16 protein-coding genes and 1 other annotated feature are annotated in these 17787 nt (G+C 43.4%); of the genes, 5 read left to right on the top strand and 11 right to left on the bottom strand.

The genetic code is table 11. The features are described from left to right. Positions 1 to 19 precede the first annotated feature (19 nt). From pheT to ytxC, 9 genes are all read right to left on the bottom strand, one after another. The gene (pheT, locus tag BUB92_RS01495; protein ID WP_073089213.1) at positions 20 to 2071 is read right to left on the bottom strand and encodes a phenylalanine--tRNA ligase subunit beta; all 2052 of its coding nucleotides are present in this window, start codon (positions 2069 to 2071) and stop codon (positions 20 to 22) included. Between the two features lie 12 nt (positions 2072 to 2083). Next, positions 2084 to 3106, bottom strand: coding sequence for a phenylalanine--tRNA ligase subunit alpha (gene pheS / locus BUB92_RS01490; protein WP_073089211.1), 1023 nt, complete (start codon positions 3104 to 3106; stop codon positions 2084 to 2086). Positions 3107 to 3202: 96 nt separating this feature from the next. Further along, positions 3203 to 3434, bottom strand: a binding site (T-box leader). A 174-nt stretch (positions 3435 to 3608) separates the two neighbouring features. Beyond that, positions 3609 to 4394, bottom strand: a complete 786-nt coding sequence (locus tag BUB92_RS01480) for a TrmH family RNA methyltransferase (RefSeq protein WP_073089208.1) — start codon at positions 4392 to 4394, stop codon at positions 3609 to 3611. Between the two features lie 67 nt (positions 4395 to 4461). Beyond that, positions 4462 to 4818, bottom strand: coding sequence for a 50S ribosomal protein L20 (rplT, locus tag BUB92_RS01475; RefSeq protein ID WP_073089206.1), 357 nt, complete (start codon positions 4816 to 4818; stop codon positions 4462 to 4464). A gap of 20 nt (positions 4819 to 4838) precedes the next feature. Next, entirely contained in the window at positions 4839 to 5036 is a 198-nt protein-coding gene (gene rpmI, locus BUB92_RS01470; protein ID WP_073089204.1) for a 50S ribosomal protein L35, read from the bottom strand. After that, a complete protein-coding gene (gene infC / locus BUB92_RS01465) occupies positions 5029 to 5571 on the bottom strand; it encodes a translation initiation factor IF-3 (protein WP_084728267.1) in 543 nt (180 codons plus the stop codon). The genes rpmI and infC overlap by 8 nt, the downstream gene beginning before the upstream one ends. A 220-nt stretch (positions 5572 to 5791) precedes the next feature. Beyond that, complete coding sequence (gene thrS / locus BUB92_RS01460) at positions 5792 to 7702, bottom strand: threonine--tRNA ligase (RefSeq protein ID WP_073089201.1); 1911 nt, start codon at positions 7700 to 7702, stop codon at positions 5792 to 5794. 29 nt (positions 7703 to 7731) lie between these two features. After that, positions 7732 to 8334 (bottom strand): DUF445 domain-containing protein, encoded by a 603-nt coding sequence (locus tag BUB92_RS01455; RefSeq protein ID WP_073089199.1) that lies wholly within the window; start codon positions 8332 to 8334, stop codon positions 7732 to 7734. A 93-nt stretch (positions 8335 to 8427) separates the two neighbouring features. Further along, positions 8428 to 9351, bottom strand: coding sequence for a putative sporulation protein YtxC (ytxC, locus tag BUB92_RS01450; RefSeq protein ID WP_073089197.1), 924 nt, complete (start codon positions 9349 to 9351; stop codon positions 8428 to 8430). A gap of 246 nt (positions 9352 to 9597) precedes the next feature. Here ytxC and motA point away from each other — a divergent pair, with 246 nt between their 5' ends. The 5 genes from motA to pdaB all read left to right on the top strand — a co-directional run bounded on the left by motA (position 9598) and on the right by pdaB (position 14336). Beyond that, complete coding sequence (gene motA, locus BUB92_RS01445) at positions 9598 to 10371, top strand: flagellar motor stator protein MotA (protein WP_073089196.1); 774 nt, start codon at positions 9598 to 9600, stop codon at positions 10369 to 10371. Continuing rightward, positions 10372 to 11121, top strand: a complete 750-nt coding sequence (locus BUB92_RS01440) for a flagellar motor protein MotB (RefSeq protein WP_073089194.1) — start codon at positions 10372 to 10374, stop codon at positions 11119 to 11121. A 318-nt stretch (positions 11122 to 11439) separates the two neighbouring features. After that, positions 11440 to 12651, top strand: a complete 1212-nt coding sequence (locus tag BUB92_RS01435; RefSeq protein WP_073089192.1) for an L-lactate MFS transporter — start codon at positions 11440 to 11442, stop codon at positions 12649 to 12651. Positions 12652 to 12792: 141 nt separating this feature from the next. Further along, entirely contained in the window at positions 12793 to 13545 is a 753-nt protein-coding gene (locus BUB92_RS01430; RefSeq protein ID WP_073089190.1) for a polysaccharide deacetylase family protein, read from the top strand. 47 nt (positions 13546 to 13592) lie between these two features. After that, on the top strand, positions 13593 to 14336 hold the full coding sequence (gene pdaB, locus BUB92_RS01425; RefSeq protein WP_073089188.1) for a polysaccharide deacetylase family sporulation protein PdaB: 744 nt from the start codon (positions 13593 to 13595) through the stop codon (positions 14334 to 14336). Between the two features lie 416 nt (positions 14337 to 14752). Here the strand turns inward: pdaB and BUB92_RS01420 are convergent, their stop codons facing one another. Further along, complete coding sequence (locus BUB92_RS01420) at positions 14753 to 15811, bottom strand: zinc ribbon domain-containing protein (RefSeq protein ID WP_073089186.1); 1059 nt, start codon at positions 15809 to 15811, stop codon at positions 14753 to 14755. A gap of 3 nt (positions 15812 to 15814) precedes the next feature. Further along, positions 15815 to 17785 carry a hypothetical protein gene (locus BUB92_RS11685; protein WP_242938971.1) on the bottom strand — a complete coding sequence of 657 codons (1971 nt, stop codon included), beginning with the start codon at positions 17783 to 17785 and terminating at the stop codon, positions 15815 to 15817. Positions 17786 to 17787: the final 2 nt, after the last annotated feature.

The following is a 17787-nucleotide window of genomic DNA, read 5'->3' as shown; positions in this document are numbered from 1 at the left end:
TTGCTGCAGGCCTTTAGCACTATCTCAGCTTTGCTTCCAGTTCTCTTTCCAGGTTATCTAATATCTTCTTAACCACATCATTTACTTCATTTTCCGTAAGGGTACGTTCATTAGACTGGAACTTTAATCGGAATGCCATACTCTTATAACCGGGAGTAATCTGTTCCCCTTTATAAAGGTCAAAGACGATTACTTCTCTTAATATGCGGTCATCACTCTTGCGGATTACGTCTACGGCTTCACCTGCCGTTATTTCATCCTTGAGCAGTACGGCAATATCCCTTTCTACCGAGGGATATCGGGCTATGTTTTCCATCATGCGTTTTTTCTGGCTTAATTTAAATAAAGTGTCAACATCAAACTCAAAGACACAGGCGCGGTCGCGCAAATCAAAGTTAGCTCCTACCTCGGGATGCACCTCGCCTATAAAGCCGATAACCTCCCCTTCGGCCCACACCTCAGCTGTTCTTCCCGGGTGCAGGAAAGGATAACAGGCTTTTTTAAACTGGTAGTCCCTTATCCCCAGGCGCCGCAGCAGATCTTCGACAATCCCTTTAAGGAAGAAGAAATCCAGCACTACCTGATGTTTGAGCCAGTTCAGGTCGGACATGCCGGCAACCGCAGCCCCCACTTTAAGCTTTTCTTCGGGCAGTTCTTCCCCCCGGGGATAAAATACAGCTCCCATCTCAAAAAAGGCCAGATTGCTGTTCTGCCGGGCAAAATTGCGGCTTAAGTTTTCTAAAAGACCAGGTAAGAGCAAAGTACGCATTACGCTCTGCTCTTCTGATAAAGGATTAGCTATCTTCACTACATTCCTCCAATTGCTATCGGGAGGAAGCATAAGCTTATCAAAAAGAACCGGATTGATAAAACTGTAATTTACTACTTCATACAGGCTCTCTGCCATAATCGTACGTATATTCTCCCTGATTTCCTGATAAGGTGTAAGTCCGCCTACGGTAGTATCCCCATAAGGCAGTGCCGAAGGAATATTTTCATACCCGTAAAGCCGGGCTACCTCTTCAATAAGGTCTACTTCCCGGGTTATATCCGGCCGGTAGGTAGGGATCTCTACCAGCAGACAATCCCCCTTTTCTTCCCAGGTCCAGCCTAATCTTTCCATATAACTTTTTACAACATCCGGGGTTAACTCGGTGCCTAAAAGATAATTTACCCGCTCGGGGCGGAGTTCGATTTTTTTACTGGCTACCGGATGAGGATATACATCAACTACTCCTTTTACTACTTCTCCTCCTGCCAGCTCCTGTATAAGCATGGCTGCCCGGTTTATAGCATAGATGATCCCATTCGGGTCAGCCCCTTTTTCAAAACGAATGGAAGAATCACTGCGTAAAGCCAGCTTACGGGAAGTTTTTCTTATATTACCCGGTGCAAAATAGGCTGCTTCCAGCATTACCGTAGTTGTTTTTTCATTTATCTCGGTATTAAGTCCTCCCATTATGCCAGCTAAGGCTACGCCCCGATCCCCGTCACAGATTAAAAGCATTTCTTCATCCAGTTCCCGCTCTACTCCATCCAGGGTAGTAAATCTTTCCCCGGGCCTGGCCCGGCGCACATTGATTTCCCGGGCCGTAAAAAGGTCATAATCAAAAGCATGCAGGGGCTGATTCGTTTCCAGAAGCACATAATTAGTTATATCTACCACATTATTTATTGGCCTTATCCCTGCCTGCATAAGCCTTTTCTGCATCCAGGCCGGGGAAGGCTCAATCTTCACATTTTTTATCACCCGGGCTGCATAGCGCAGGCAAAGATGGGGTTCTTCGATATTGACTTTTATGTAGTCATTAACATCTTCCTCGTTTTCCCTGATATCTATCTTCGGTATCCTAACCTGGCTTCCGGTTAATGCCGCAACTTCCCGCGCCAAATTTATCATACCCAGGCAGTCTCCCCGGTTAGGGGTAAGCTCCAGTTCCAGGATGGCATCATCCTCAGTCTTTTCCAGACCTTCTACCGCGATGCCGGCCATAGTAAGCTTATGGGCCAGGTCTTCTGCTGTCAGGTTAAAATCCACATATTCCTTAAGCCATTTTATCGCTACTCCCATGCTATTAACCTCCTAAAACTGAGTTAAAAACCGTTTGTCATTTTCAAAAAAGAGTCTTAAATCATTTATGCCATATTTGAGCATGGCAATCCGTTCTACTCCCATACCAAAAGCAAATCCCGTAACCTTTTCCGGATCATAACCACCATATTCTAATACCCGGGGATGTACCATGCCTGCTCCCAGTATCTCCAGCCATCCGGTATAGGAACAAACCCGGCATCCTTCACCTCCACAGATAACACAGGAAATGTCCATTTCCGCACTCGGTTCGGTAAACGGGAAAAAGCTGGGACGATAGCGCACCCTTACTCCTTCGCCAAACACCTTCTTAGCAAAAAGCATTAAAGTGCCTTTAAGATGAGCAAAGGTTATCCTCTCATCTATCACCAGGCCTTCAATCTGGTGAAACATAGGTGAATGGGTAGCATCATCATCTCTTCTGTAAACCCGGCCGGGCACAATAATCTTCACCGGGATCTGGGGAGCCATTTTTTCCATGGTCCGTACCTGTACCGGCGAAGTATGGGTTCTTAAAAGGATTTCTTCGGTTATATAGAAAGAATCCTGCATATCCCGGGCCGGATGATCTTTGGGAATGTTTAAAGCTTCGAAATTATAATAATCCTTTTCTACTTCCGGTCCTTCAGCTACTGTAAAGCCCATGCCGGTAAAAATAGTCCTTATCTCGTCCATTACCTGAGTTAAAGGATGTTTGCGCCCTTTTATCAGGGGAAGTCCCGGCAGGGTAATATCGACAGCTTCGCGGCTCAAGCGCAGCTCCAGCTCTTTTTGCCTAAGCTCTTTTTCTTTTTCCTCCAGCCTGCTTTCTAACGCGCTTTTAATCTCATTGGCCATTTTCCCTACTTCCGCTCTTTCCGCCGGAGGAATATCCTTCAACTTTTTAAGGAGCAGGGTTATTTCACCTTTCCGTCCTAAAATTTTGACTTTAAGCTCATTCAGTTCATCCAGACTAGTTATCTCTTTAAGCCTCTCTTCTGCCCGCATTTTAATTTCCTTAAGTTCATTTATCATCCTCTTTGGCCTCCTTGTCATAAAAAAATGCGTCCTTTAAAAAACGCAATTGATTATTCCTTAAAATCGACATAAAAAATAAAAAAACTTTCTTCCCCAAGGGACGAAAGTTTTTCCGCGGTACCACCCTAGTTAGCCTGCCTTTTTCCATACCAAGGCACAGCTCACTCTTCTCCGATAACGGCGGCTTACCGGCCAGGCCTACTCCCTTTTCAGCCTGCAGCTCCCAGGTGAATTCGCCTGCCATCACCTTAGCCGCACTTCCAGTCACGATGCAGCCTCCCTGTAAGGTTACCTGCAGGCTACTACTCCTGTTCACAGCCTTTAGATTTATTGCATCATAATCATCTTATAGAGAAGATAATAAATGATACAGCCGGTTTTTTCAAAAAGTAACCATAAGCTTTGAGCTGGATCGCCCATCTTGCCCCACCCTTCCACCTGATGTGGAATTAAACCCCATCACAATTATAACATAGTGTGATATCTCCAACAAGCCACATCAGGCATTTCTGGCTGCCGCTGCTCTGCTTAGAATTATAGCACAGGCAATAGCCGCATTCAACGAATCCGCCTTAGGATTTATGGGAATAGTAAAAAATGCGCGGCATAAATTTTTTACCGTAAGGCTTATGCCGTGGGCTTCACTGCCGATAACTATCACCTTGCGCCCTTTATAATCAACATCAGTATAAGAAATATCTCCTCTAGCATCTGTCCCCATAAAAATATAGCCTCTAGCTTTAAGCTTATATAAATCTTCTTCCTCCACCCCGCAAACTACCGGCAGGTGCAAAATCCCCCCCATACTCGATCTTACCACCTTGGGACTAAAAGGGTCGGCTGAGCCTTTAGTCAGCAAAACCCCTCCTGCCTCAAAAGCCCAGGCGGTACGAATAATAGTCCCTACATTTCCAGGATCAGCAACCCCGTCCAAAAGGATAAGCAGTCTGTCCTCCGCCATTAAATCCTCTACGGTAAAGGCAGGAAGCACCGCAGTAGCAGCTATCCCCTGGGGGGTTTCCGTATCACATATATGTTGCATAAGCTTTTCATTTATCACATACCATTCTAAATGAGGGTATTTTTCCGCCCAGGCTTCATATTCCGGGGCCAGTTTATCTACGATAAAAATACTTTGCAAAATCGGTGGTGAAAAATCTAAAGCTTCCGCAATCATTTTGCGGCCTTCGATAAGGAAAAGGCCTTCTCTGCTCCTGTTTTTCTTGTTTTTAAGCCCGGCCGCCTGTTTAATGCGAGGATTTTCCCGCGAAGTAATAACCTTCATACCTTTTCACCCTGATCCTCTGCTATATAATAAAAGTATGGCCTTAAAGCCATACTTTTTAATACCTCTATTTTACGCTTTGTTTGGCAAGCTCTGCCAGTTCTTTAAAGCCCTGGGGATCATTTACGGCTAAATCAGCTAAAACCTTGCGGTCAATATTTACACCTGCCATTTTTAAGCCATGCATCATGCGGCTATAGGTAGTGCCGTTTTCTCTAGCTGCAGCATTTATACGGGCAATCCAGAGCTTTCTGAATTCTCTTTTCTTAAGCTTACGATGAGCATAAGCATAATTACCCGATTTCCAAACCTGCTGTTTGGCTACTTTGTAGAGCTTGGATTTGCTGCCCCAGTAGCCTTTAGCCATTTTCAAGATTTTTTTATGTCTTTTGCGTCTGATTATGCCATTTTTTACTCTGGGCATTTAATAACACCTCCTATTTCCTAGTTATAAGGCAGAAGTTTAGAAATTCTCTTGGTCTCAACCTTGCTTACCAGAGCAGGCTGACGCAGTCTCCTTTTTCTCTTGGGAGTTTTATGACCTAAAAGATGGCTGCCATATGCTCTTTCTCTTTTTATCTTCCCACTGGCAGTTTTTCTGAATCTTTTGGCTGCACCCCGGTGGGTCTTCATCTTAGGCATTATTCTTTTCCTCCTTCTTTTCATTTTCTGGCTTGGGTGCCAAAACCATTACCATATTTTTACCCTCCATCTTGGGGGGTTTTTCAACATTGGAAAGATCAGACAGTTCTTCCGCAAAACGCAGACACAGCTTTTCACCCAGTTCGGGATGAGTAATCTGTCTTCCCTTAAAAACTATCGTAACCTTCACCTTGTCCCCGGAGTTTAAAAACCTGCGCGCATTTTTAGCTTTAACCAGAAGATCATGCTCTTCGATACCAGGACGCATCTTAATCTCTTTAACCTCAATAATCTTCTGTTTTTTACGAGCTTCTTTTTCCCTTTTGCTCTGCTCAAACTTAAACTTACCGTAGTCCATCAAACGACAGACCGGAGGCTTGGCCAGAGGAGCTATTTCCACCAGATCAAGTCCTCTTTCCATAGCTACATCTAAAGCTTCCTTAAGTGATACAATACCAATCTGTTCTCCGGTTTCACTGATAAGCCTTACTTCCTTGGCCCGTATTTCTTCGTTAATTCTCCAATCCTTACTGATAAGAAGTTCACCTCCTAAAAATATAAAAGCGAGTTCGCATGAACCCGCTTCTTTCCCTCTTAAGGCACAGAAATAGGCATTCTTCCCCTGTGCACTTTTCTTAAAGATAAGACCATTACCTTACGAACCGCAGTTGTAAGGTGAGAAGCGAAGCTCCTGCTTAGTATCGAATAAAAGTATAACATATATAAATTTTTGTCGCAAGCATTTTAAGGCTTAATTAGACAATAGCTTTTTCTTCGATCTCTTTAAGTAAAAGAGCTCTAAAATCAGAAACTGATTTTGCTCCCATATCGCCCAGCTTTCTATGCCTTACTGCCACCTCTCCCTTTTCTACTTCATTATCGCCTACTACGAGCAGGTAAGGTATTTTTTGCAGCTGTCCTTCCCTTATTTTATATCCTACCTTTTCACTGCGCAGATCAGCTTCTGCTCTTATACCCCACTTCTTAAGCTCTTCCACCACCTGGTTGGCATAGGCATGATGCCTTTCCGCCACAGGAATAACCCGTACCTGTACTGGAGCCAGCCAGGCCGGGAAAGCGCCGGCAAAATGCTCGGTCAGGATGCCGATAAACCTTTCAATACTGCCGTAAACTACCCGGTGTACCATAACCGGACGGTGTTTTTCACCATCTTCGCCGATATAAGTTAAGTCAAATTTTTCCGGCATCTGGAAATCAAGCTGGATAGTTCCGCACTGCCATGTGCGATCCAGGGAATCCTTGAGATGGAAATCAATCTTGGGTCCGTAAAATGCTCCATCCCCTTCATTAACCTTGTATTCCAGCCCTTTTTCATTTAATGCCTGAATAAGGGCATTGGTAGCCAGTTCCCATATCTCATCAGATCCCATAGCCTTTTCCGGTTTAGTTGACAGTTCCACATGGTAGCTGAAGCCAAAAAGGCTGTAGAAACGGTCTACCAGATCGATAACCCCTTTAATTTCATCGATAATCTGCTCGGGCCGCATAAAGATATGGGCATCATCCTGGGTAAAAGCCCTTACCCGCATAAGGCCGTGCAAAACCCCGGAAAGTTCATGCCGGTGTACAAGTCCCAGTTCACAGGTGCGCAGGGGCAAATCCCGGTAGCTGTGCAGGCTTTGCTTGTAAACCAGCATTCCTCCCGGACAGTTCATGGGCTTTATCGCATAATCTTCGCCATCTATCTGGGTAAAATACATATTTTCCTTATAATGGTCCCAGTGTCCTGATCTCTCCCACAATTCGCGATTAAGAATAATAGGGGTTTTTATTTCCTGATACCCTGCCTTCATATGTTCTTCCCGCCAGAACTTTTCCAGCTCATTGCGCAGAATCATGCCTTTAGGCAGGAAAAACGGAAAGCCCGGCCCTTCTTCCAGAAGCACAAACAGCCCCAGTTCTTTTCCCAGCTTACGATGATCGCGTTTTTTGGCTTCTTCCAGCTTGGTCAGATAATCATCCAGCATCGACTTCTTGGGAAAAGAAGTAGCATATATCCTCTGCAGCATAGGGTTCTTCTCGCTTCCCCGCCAGTAAGCACCAGCCAGACTCATAAGCTTAAAAGATTTTACCCGGCCGGTAGAAGGAAGATGAGGTCCCGCACAGAGATCAACAAATTCTCCCTGTTCATAAATACTGATTACAGCATCTTCCGGCAGGTCATTAATGAGTTCTACTTTATATTCTTCTCCTCTTTCCGCAAAAAACTTCAAGGCTTCTTCCCGGGAAAGCTCTTTTCTTATTATAGGATAATCGGCATCGATAATCTTTTGCATTTCTTTTTCAATTATTTCCAAATCATCCGGACTAAACTTATGGCTGCTGTCAAAATCATAATAAAAGCCTTTATCAATAGCTGGTCCGATAGCCAGTTTGGTGTCCGGCCACAATCTCTTTACCGCCTGAGCCATAATATGAGCTGAAGTATGGCGGTAAACTTCTTTTCCCCTTTCATCATCAAAAGTAATGATTTCTAAGGTTCCATCCTCAAAAATTTTCCGGGTAAGATCTACCACTTCGCCATTGAAGACGGCGGCTACTGCATTTTTGGCCAGTTTAGCGCTTATATCTTCCGCCACAGCCAGAAGGGTTATCCCTTCGGGATATTCTCTTATACTTCCATCGGGTAGCGTAATCTTTAGCATATTATGTAACCTCCTGCTTTTACACCATTTTAAACACTAAAGGGAAACAAAAGCAAAAATAATACCTGTATAAGGCCAATCAAAAGCCCCAGTACCCCACCTAAAATCTCTATAAACCTTATTTCAGGTGAAGATACATTTTTTATCATAGCTTCCAGCTGATCCAGGTCGAAGCTGTTTATCTTATCTTCTACCATCTTCTTTATATCCACCTCAGCGGTAAGATAATCACGTCCGGAAGCCATTACCTGCCTTATAAGCCCTGGAGCTTCCTGTCTTAGCATCCGCTCCAGATTATCCGTAATCAAGCGCGTGATCTTGCCCGGCAGAATACCCGGAAGTACGGTATCAATCTTATTGCGGGCAATTTCTGCCAGCTTGTCCGCAATTTTAAGGTGCATATCGGGATTATCTATCCGATCCATAAGCTCGTCCATAGACAGAAGCTGTTCTTCTACCAGAGCCCCTACACTGTTGGCTATATCTGCCTGCCGCTTCGGTAATAACCCCTGTAAAGTAAAAAAAATAAGGTTTATTGGCTTTTTAGGCCAAAATAAAAGCTTTATGGCTATAACATTGGTAAGGTAGCCGATAAAAGCACTTATAAGGGGTATAATTATAAAATGCAGCATGTTTACCACCTTATGCTATTTTTACTTATCGAATATAACAAATTTTGCAGTATCCCGCAAGCACCTTTTAACCTGCCTTTATCTCCCTTTAATCTACCAGGTAAAATCCTTATCCTCCTTAAAAAGACAGCAATACCTGCAGCCTGGACAAATCTGGATGCGCTCCCCAAACACCTTTCTTATTATATCCAGCGCTTCTTGATGGCAGCGACATTTTTCCATATTATGCAAAACTATCCGGCGCGGAGCAATAGTTATGAGTACACTTATAAGAACATCATCCAGACTTACCTCATCAGCACACAGATCCCGGTAATAATCAACATACTTCTCTTCTAATACTGCATTATCTCCATCCCAGAAATAAAAACTTCCCTGCGGCCCCGGCATGATATTTATCTCATATGTTTTGGGAACCTGTGAGTTGACAAAGTATTGCAAAAGCCTTATAAATTCGTTATACTCTTTCTCGTTTTTAAACTCTTCCTGAGCTATTTTTACCGCTCCATCTATCTCCTGCAAGTAATCAGGCAAACCAAAACGGATAAACCCCTCAATTATAATCTTATCACTTCTTTTTATATGCTCTAGAATCCGGCTCATTATCCTGTTTTTGCGGTTGAAATTTATAAACAGGTTAAGGCTTTCATTTTCATGGAAACCAGATAAAAAATCATAAGCCTTTTTAAAAATAGCATTCCTCTCTGCAGGCTGATATTGACGGCATAGTTTTAAAACCTTTTTCCATATCAGCTTGCCTTCCCAATCTTTGATAATGTGTTCAGCCAGTATTTCTGCCAGCTGGTGCTGAAAAATATGCACAATATCTTCTTCTTTAAAAACCTCATCTTTTTCCTCCCCCTGCAACATGAGATATATAAAATCATAACCTTTTCCATTATATATATCGATTTGGGTAGAATAGCCTTTCTGTCTCATCCAGCAAAGCCTCTGGTCAAATTCATGCACCAAGTCTTCATTTTCCAATACTGTTGCTACTTCATAATAGTAGAACATAAAAAAACCTCCGGTTTAAATTACTCTATAATTATATGATGGGCAAGTTTTCATTATTCAATACTTCCCCCCCTGCCCGGCGGGTTACCAGAGCCTTTATATAATTTTTTGCAAAATACTGAAGGAAAATAATATTTTATCGATAATATATTAAGAATCGGTCGCAAAGTTTAATATTTAATCCTGACCTTTTAAAACAAATTACATTATAATTAAAAAGGCTTAAAAATTTTTCGAGGTGACATTATGGATCTTGCAGTAATCATAGGTCTATTATTAGGTCTTTTCGCCCTTATAGGCGGCATGATCGCCAAGGGGGCCAATATCGCCATACTTATCAACCCGGCAGCTATAATAATAATATTCGTAGGAACTACCGCTGCCATATTCAACGCTTTTCCCATGAAAGAAATCAAACGCATTCCTTCTCTGTTTAAGATCATATTTACCGAACCGAAAAGAGAAGATCCTGCTGAACTGGTAAAGCTCATAGTGGAACTGGCCCAGCAGGCGCGTAAAGAAGGGCTCTTATCCCTGGAAGCCCGCCTCACAGAAATTGAAGACCCTTTTATCCGTAAAGGTTTGCAGCTTATAGTTGACGGCCAGGACGAGCAGTTCCTGCGCGACTACCTGGAAACTGAAATTGCCACCATGAGTGAGAGACACCAGTCGGGGGCCTTGGTATTTTCCCAGGCTGGAACCTATGCTCCCACCCTGGGGGTTATGGGGGCAGTTGTAGGTTTGATAGGAGCACTGGGCCACCTGGATGACACCAGAAAGCTGGGAGCCTCGATATCAGCTGCTTTCGTCGCTACCCTTTTCGGTATATTCAGCGGTTATGTCATGTGGCACCCTTTTGCCAATAAACTTAAAAGAAAGTCAGAAGAAGAAGTAGTTATCAAAACCATGCTCCTTGAAGGCTTAATATCCCTGCAAAGCGGCAACAACCCTATACAGATAAAGGAAAAAATGATGGTTTTCTTAACCCCGGAAGAAAGAAAGAAACTGGAGGAAGAATAAATGGCCAAAAGGCATAAAAAACATGAAGGACATATAGATGAAACCTGGCTTATACCTTATGCAGACATGCTGACACTCCTTCTGGCATTATTCATAGTCTTGTTTGCTATGAGCCAGGTTGACCAGCAAAAGTTTGAGGAATTTAAGCGGATGCTGCAGTCCCTGTTTGCCGGCGGCCCCGGTATTATGACCACCGGAAAAGCTCTGATCGATGAAGGAGAAAAACCTAATACCGAAAATCCTCCTACCCAAAGCCTTATCGAAACTCAAAAGCTGGAACAATATAAAGAGGCTCTGGACCGCTACTTTAAAGAACAGGGAATTGAAGCTCTGGTAACCACCACGGTAAATGAAAAAGGGCTGCAGATAATTATCAGGGATGTAGCCCTGTTTGATTCAGGCAAGGCAGATATCAAACCAGAAGCTATGCCTATTTTAAGGGATTTATCTGTTATACTGGCATCTCTGGACAACAATATAGAAGTTTCTGGACATACAGATAATCTGCCTATCAACACCCCCCAGTTTCCGTCAAACTGGGAGCTCAGCACCCAGCGGGCACTTAATGTCATGAAATTCCTGCTGCAAAATCCGGATCTTGATCCTGCCCGCTTTTCGGTAGTAGGCTACGGCGAATACCGTCCCATAGCCAATAATGCCACTGTCCAGGGAAGAGCTATGAACCGGAGAGTAGAAATTCTCCTTTTGCGCAAATACAAAATAGAAGATATAAATCTAAACTTTCAATAACTAAAACTGCCGACCTTTATCCGGGTCGGCAGTTTTTGCTAAAATACAAAAATTGCATAAGAACAAAAAAAGAAGTAAAATTATCCTTCTTATCCCTTTTCTCCTTTCCTGCTTACATTTTCCCTGCCGCATAATTTTAGCGATTTAAAAAATATACAAAATACACTTGCCCGGAATACTTATCTGCATGATAAGATATTAAGAAATGTCCTAGCAAAATGCTAGGATAATAAATAGGTGGAGAGGGGGGGAGGAATTTTTTATTCCAGGCAAGTTAAATAAAAACATTTAACCTAACTATAATCAGGGAGGGATAAAATGGATACAAAAATAGCTAACCGCTGGTTAGTCGTCTTAGGCTCCATAATCATGCAGCTAAGCCTGGGCGCTATATATACCTGGAGCCTTTTTAACAAGCCGTTGATTGATAAATTCGGCTGGGATCCTGGAGCTACGGTTTTCACCTTTTCCGTAACTCTGGCCTCATTTGCCCTGGCCGTAATAGTCGCCGGCCGTATTCAAGATAAAATAGGCCCCAAAAAAGTAGCTATTGCCGGGGGTCTGCTTACCGGCCTTGGCGTTGCCCTTGCCAGCCTGGCCCACACACCTCTTATGCTGTATATAACTTATGGGTTTATAGCCGGAATAGGCATAGGAGCAGCCTATGTTACGCCACTTGCTACCTGTGTAAAATGGTTTCCTGACAAGCGCGGCTTAGTAACCGGCATAATACTGGCTGCTCTCGGTGTAGGTGGTATGGTATTTAAACCTTTAATCCTTATGTTCATTGCTAAATTCGGCGTAAGCACCGCTTTTCTCTATCTGGGGATAATATACGGCATCCTTATCCTGATAGGAGCCCAGTTCCTAGTAGTTCCTCCTCCGGGATACAAACCCGAAGGATGGACACCTCCTGCTCCTACTGCTGCAGGTGGAGTCTCCGCTTACAACTTTACTACCGGGGAAGCCATTAAGACCAGGCAGTTTTACTTTCTCGTAATCTGGATGTTTTTCGGCGCCGCTGCCTGCCTCATGATAATAAGTGTGGCTACTGATATAGGTATGAAAATGGTAGGTTTGAGTCTAGCCGCTGCCGGCAATGCCGTAGTAACTATCTCTCTATTTAATGCTGCCGGGCGCCTTATCTGGGGAGCTGTATCGGACAGAGTAGGTCGTACACGCTCTATACTCTTCATAAATCTTCTGCTCTTTGGTGCTATGCTTTTCATGAGCACCGCTTCTATGACTTATGCTACTTTTCTCCTGGCCACCTGTGTGGTAGGATTTTGCTTCGGAGGACTAGCATCAGTTCTTCCGACCATAACTGCTGAGTGGTTCGGCACAGCCAATGTAGGCAACAACTATGGAGCCGTATTCCTTTTCTATGGAGTTGCTGCCCTCCTTGCCCCCCGGCTTTCAGTAGCCATCGGATTTGAATCGGCATTCATGGTAGCTGCAGCAGCCTGCCTCCTGGCAGCAGCCGTAACCTTCCTGGCTAAACCACCTGCTGCTCCTTCCCAGCCTGCATAAAAACTAAATAAAAAGGGCGGTAAATCTTAAAAATCCGCCCTTTTTATTTAGTCCCCTTTTCCATTTTTCTCCTTGTTTTATGAATATTGCCTTTAATTAAACATATATATATTTAAAAACTTCCTGAAAGGAGATAAAAATTTGCTGATTTATATCAAAAAGAAACCAGCCCTTCTCCTGCTATCCTGCCTTTTTATACTTGGTTTTTCCATCGGAGCCTACCGTTTAACCTTACATCCGAATATGGAAAACTGGAAACAGAAAAAAATAATTATTACAGAAGCAATTACCGACCAGAAAATCCTGGCTCTTACCTTCGACGATGGCCCCCATCCAGCAAATACTCCTCTGGTTTTAGATCTTCTGCAAAAACACCAGTCACAGGCTACTTTTTTCGTGCTGGGACAATATGCCGAAAAATACCCGGAGATTATAAAGCGCATGGCCAAAGAAGGTCATGAAATCGGCAATCACAGCTTTTCCCATCCTGATTTTAACCGGGAAAGCCGATTTTCTATACAGGAAGAAATAAAAAAAACTAACCAGATAGTCTATAACCTGACGGGTACCAAACCTCGCTTTTTCCGTCCTCCCGGCGGATATCTCTCCTATGAAATGGTAGATCTGGTAGTTGAAGAAAAGATGATTATAGGCTACTGGAGCTATATTCAGGACCCTAAGGACTGGCAGGGAAAAAAAGCCGAAGATATAGCCCATTACATAATAAAACATGCCCGACCAGGCCAGATAATCATCCTGCACGATGGTGGCCCTAATGGGAAAGAGACAGCTCTATCTCTCGACATTTTCATACCGGAACTTAAACAGCAAGGATACCGATTTGTAACTTTGACCCAGCTGGTAAATGCAGAAAAAAGTAATAAAAATCTTTAACCGGCATAAGATTACAAAAAAACATAAATCCTGGGGAGGCCCAAATTATGCCTAAAATTTTTGGATTTTATTATTTTCGTCCCAAAACCCTTCTGGCATTAATATTTATGGTTAGTTTTGTCCTTATTACCGGCAGTGTTCTGGTAGTAGAAGCCTATAACCGGCAAAAGCCCATTTATGAAATCCGCACAGATAAAAAGATACTAGCCCTTACTTTTGACATCAGCTGGGGTAACCAGACCCCCATCCCGGTGCTGGATATCCTAAAAGAAAACAACATCAAATGCACCTTCTTCTTATCCGGCCCCTGGGTAAAGCAATATCCTGACATTGCCAACCGCATAAAAGAAGACGGACATGAAATTGCCAGCCACGGATACCGGCATATAAACTTAAGCCAGCTCAGCAAATCAGAAATAAAGGAAGAAATCGAAAAGGCTCATAAAGCGATAAAAGAAGTGACCGGAGTAGATGCCAGGCTTATACGCACCCCTAACGGGGACTATAAAAACCATGTAATTGAAGCTATTCACGAATGCGGCTATGAAGCTATCCAGTGGGGAACTGATTCTTTAGACTGGATGAATCCAGGAGTAAACACTATCATCGAAAGAGTCACTAAAAAAGCTCATCCCGGTGATATAATACTCATGCATGCCAGCGATTCCTGCAAACAGACTACCGAAGCCCTGCCTGTAATAATAAAGGAACTTAAAAAACAGGGCTATCAGTTCGTAACTGTCTCTGAACTTTTAAAAGAGGCCAAAACAGATCAGGATAAAATCAACTAAAAAACAGGACATTTTGTACTCTTAACCCCACCATCTATTTTCAGATTTTGCCATAAACTTAAATAAAAGGCTCCGTACAGGAAGTCATATGCTTGCACGGAGCTTTTACTTTTAAAAAACAGGTTTTATAAAGTCATTACCTTCTCTATTATCTCCAGCATCACCCGACAAGTTACAGTATTTATGAGAATCTCCTCTTCATCAAACATAAACAGCATATTGTCATGCAAACCTGCACTTACCATAAGACACCCGCTGCTTACCATCCCCTGAGTGCAGCCCATACTGTCAAACCGGCAAACTAACTGGCTACTGATAATCCTGCCTTCGCTACATACGGATTGATTCCTTTTACCGGCCTTTCAATATAATCTAATCCTGCATCAAATCCTCCTTAGAAAGAAACTGTTTTAAACTCAGGACCCTTCTGTTTTAAGCGGTGTGCCGCAAAAAGAACAAAATCTGGCTTCCGGTAATACCTCCAGCTGGCAGGAAGGACAATAAGGTTTATCAGCATCTTCGGGAAGTAGCTGGGCTATTTCCTGCAGGTTAGAAATTATAGTTTTCGTCATAGCCAGGAGATCAGATGGTGAAATTCCCTGCCAGTGCACATACTGACCATCGCACTCCAGCATAAGCACATCATTTACTCCGCCCTGGACTGTCACAAAACCGATTTGAGTTATTCCTTCTCCGGTTTGATATACAGCACGCAGAGAAAATACTTTATCTATAACCAGCAGGCGGCTGGCCAGAAAAGAGGTTACAGGGGCTAAATTTACCTGGGAGCCGTCTATTTTAATAAAACCTTTTTTCTCAAGTGAGATTAAGGCTTTTTCCAGCTTTAAATCCAGATGTTCAGGGATAATTCCTTTAATTATTACGGTCAGCCACTGTGCATTAGACCCAGGATCAGCTGCCCAGCGGAATAGGTCTTGCTGAGTAAGGTAAATATCAGTTTCCAGGGAATCAGCCGCCATAGCTAAAAGCATCTTTTTACGGGCACCATCTATCAGAGCGGCCAGAAATACAGATTCTTCTAAACTTAAATTTTCCTCCCACATTATGCTGGAAAAAAAACTTTCCCCCAGCAATTCCCGGACCTCCTGCAGTGCCATATAAGGAGTAACCGGATACTTTAAAAACAGATCTTCCCCCCTGTTAGTCAATAGTATCCATTCATCTTTATCTCCCAGATAAAGATTATTTTCCCCAAAACCCTGACCGTCCGTCAGGCGCAATCTTACTACCGCACGTGGACGTGCCAGACAGGCAAAAATATCTCTTGTTTTGGAAGTTAAATTACCTTTATCATCTAAAATTTCCTCTTTTTGTAGCTGATTGATCTCTTCCCGGGTTAAGCCACCTGCCCTTTTGCTTATGGCTGGTGCCAAAAGGCTTTGCTTTTTACCGGTTTTATCTAAAAGATAAGCTAACCATTCCGGACGCAATGACAGTCTGGTCGATTTTTCCATAATTTAATCCCCCTTTCCAAAAAGCCTATCCATAACCGGGTCTTTCGTAAATTTATCCCGAATCGTATCCTGAACAACACCTTTAACGGCAGTAGTAAATTTATCACGTACCATACTACTTACGCTTTCATCTACTCCCTTGCCCAGGAGAGCGTCTTTAATAAAACCTGTCCGGGCTTCAGCCCATGCTGCATCCTTAGGGTTAAAAGGCGAATAATCCTTAAATCCGGGTAATTTACCACCTGTAATATCTCCAAGCTTGCCAAATCCCCAATCTTTTATCTTATCAACTCCTAAATCGGTGACCCCTTTTAAGGTTCCTCTGGCCATGTGTTTCATATAGTCTCCTCCTTCTGCTATAGCCGTTCCGAGTCCTTCAGCTGTGCCTTTCAATACGGTATAGGCTGATTTTACCTTTTGTCCGGCGGGTCCAGTGACTTTCTCTAAAACATCAATTGACTTATCCGCCCCGTATTGTATCCATTCAGTAGCAGAGGCTATTATACCCCACCGCCAGGAGGATCTGCTGGCTGCTGCCTGTTCTTTCTCCAGTCTTTCCATCTTTTCTCTCAGTTCCTGTATAACCTGGTCAAATGTTTTTCCCTCTCTGTTTATTCCATTGCGGTCAAATCCTCTGATGTCATAACCATCACGATCATAACCATTGCGGTCATAACCATGTCTATCAAAGCCACTGCGGTCATAGCCATCACGGTCATAGCCTTCGGCATTAAATCCCCTGCGGTCATAACCTTCCCGGTCATAGCCATTGCGGTCATAGCCATCCCGGTCATAGCCTTCCCGATTATAGCCACTGCGGTCATAGCCATCACGGTCATAACCATCACGATCATAACCATGGCGGTCATAGCCGCTGCTATCATAGCCTTCTTCATCATAACCATCATCACCAGCTTTATCTTCGGGTTTCATTTCTTCCGTCTCAGTTTCATATGTTTCCAAATCAAATTCTTCTGGTTCTGCTGGTTCAGCTGCAGGTGCTTCCTGCTCATCTGCCTTGCTGTCTTGTGCAGTCGGAATTTCAAAATTGGCAGGAGAAATACCTGATAAAACCTTAATCAAAGCCGGTCCAACCGCAGCTCCGATAGAAGGACCTAATCCATGAAGTAAAGCTCTCATGGCACCTTCGCTTCGGAGCCAGGAATTGAAGTCTCTGCCTGCTTCTGTCCATCCTCCATCATGAGCCAAAACTCCTTTAGCCTTAAGAAATATAACAGAAAAGGTTATTAACCAAAACAACATACCAGTTGATGTATTCCCACCAGGGCGATTCTGGTTATAAAGTATAAGAGCTACTACAATTAAAAGAATAATTCCCGTCCATCCAGGAAAAGGTAGAACAGTGGCCAGTAAAAATCCTGCTGTACTCCCTGCCATAGTCACATAAGCAGGAATAATTCCAAAAGAAGCCTGAATTTGTGCCTGTTCAGGATTAATTCTTGCGACCAGTATTATCCAGCTGCTCTGTATAAGTATAGCTAAAACCCGGCCCAGTGGACTGGCAAAAACAGCGGCCAACCCTAAAGCCATGAACAGACTGGTAGTAGAGCTTAGTATGCTGGAAATAACTAATGCGACTCCCATTCCTGACATCAAGAGTAAAAAACCGTTATCTCCTGCCTTTTTTACATACTGCGCCATAATTCCAGGGATTTTGGCTGTTTCAGCTAAAAATGCTCCCCATCCTATCTGCCTTATCCGGGGCAGAGCCACAAATAAAAAGCCTGAAACCAGCATCCACAGAAGCGTACTTGATATAATATTTCCCCTGATGGCCAGCATTTGAACCCCCAGCCAGGTTCTACCAGCAAATCCCTCATTATAATATACCAGTAAAAAAGCATGAAGCAGCATGCTGACCAAAAAAATCCCCACCATCATAGGAATACTGTGTATTATTTCCTGCCCGGTCCTCCGGATAACCAGCTTAAAAAAACTACTCCAGGTAAGCAAAA

It is taken from the genome of Thermosyntropha lipolytica DSM 11003, assembly GCF_900129805.1.
Classification (GTDB): domain Bacteria; phylum Bacillota; class Syntrophomonadia; order Syntrophomonadales; family Syntrophomonadaceae; genus Thermosyntropha; species Thermosyntropha lipolytica.
The sequence above is the reverse complement of the archived record's forward strand: the minus strand, read 5'-3'. Positions and strand labels throughout refer to the sequence as shown.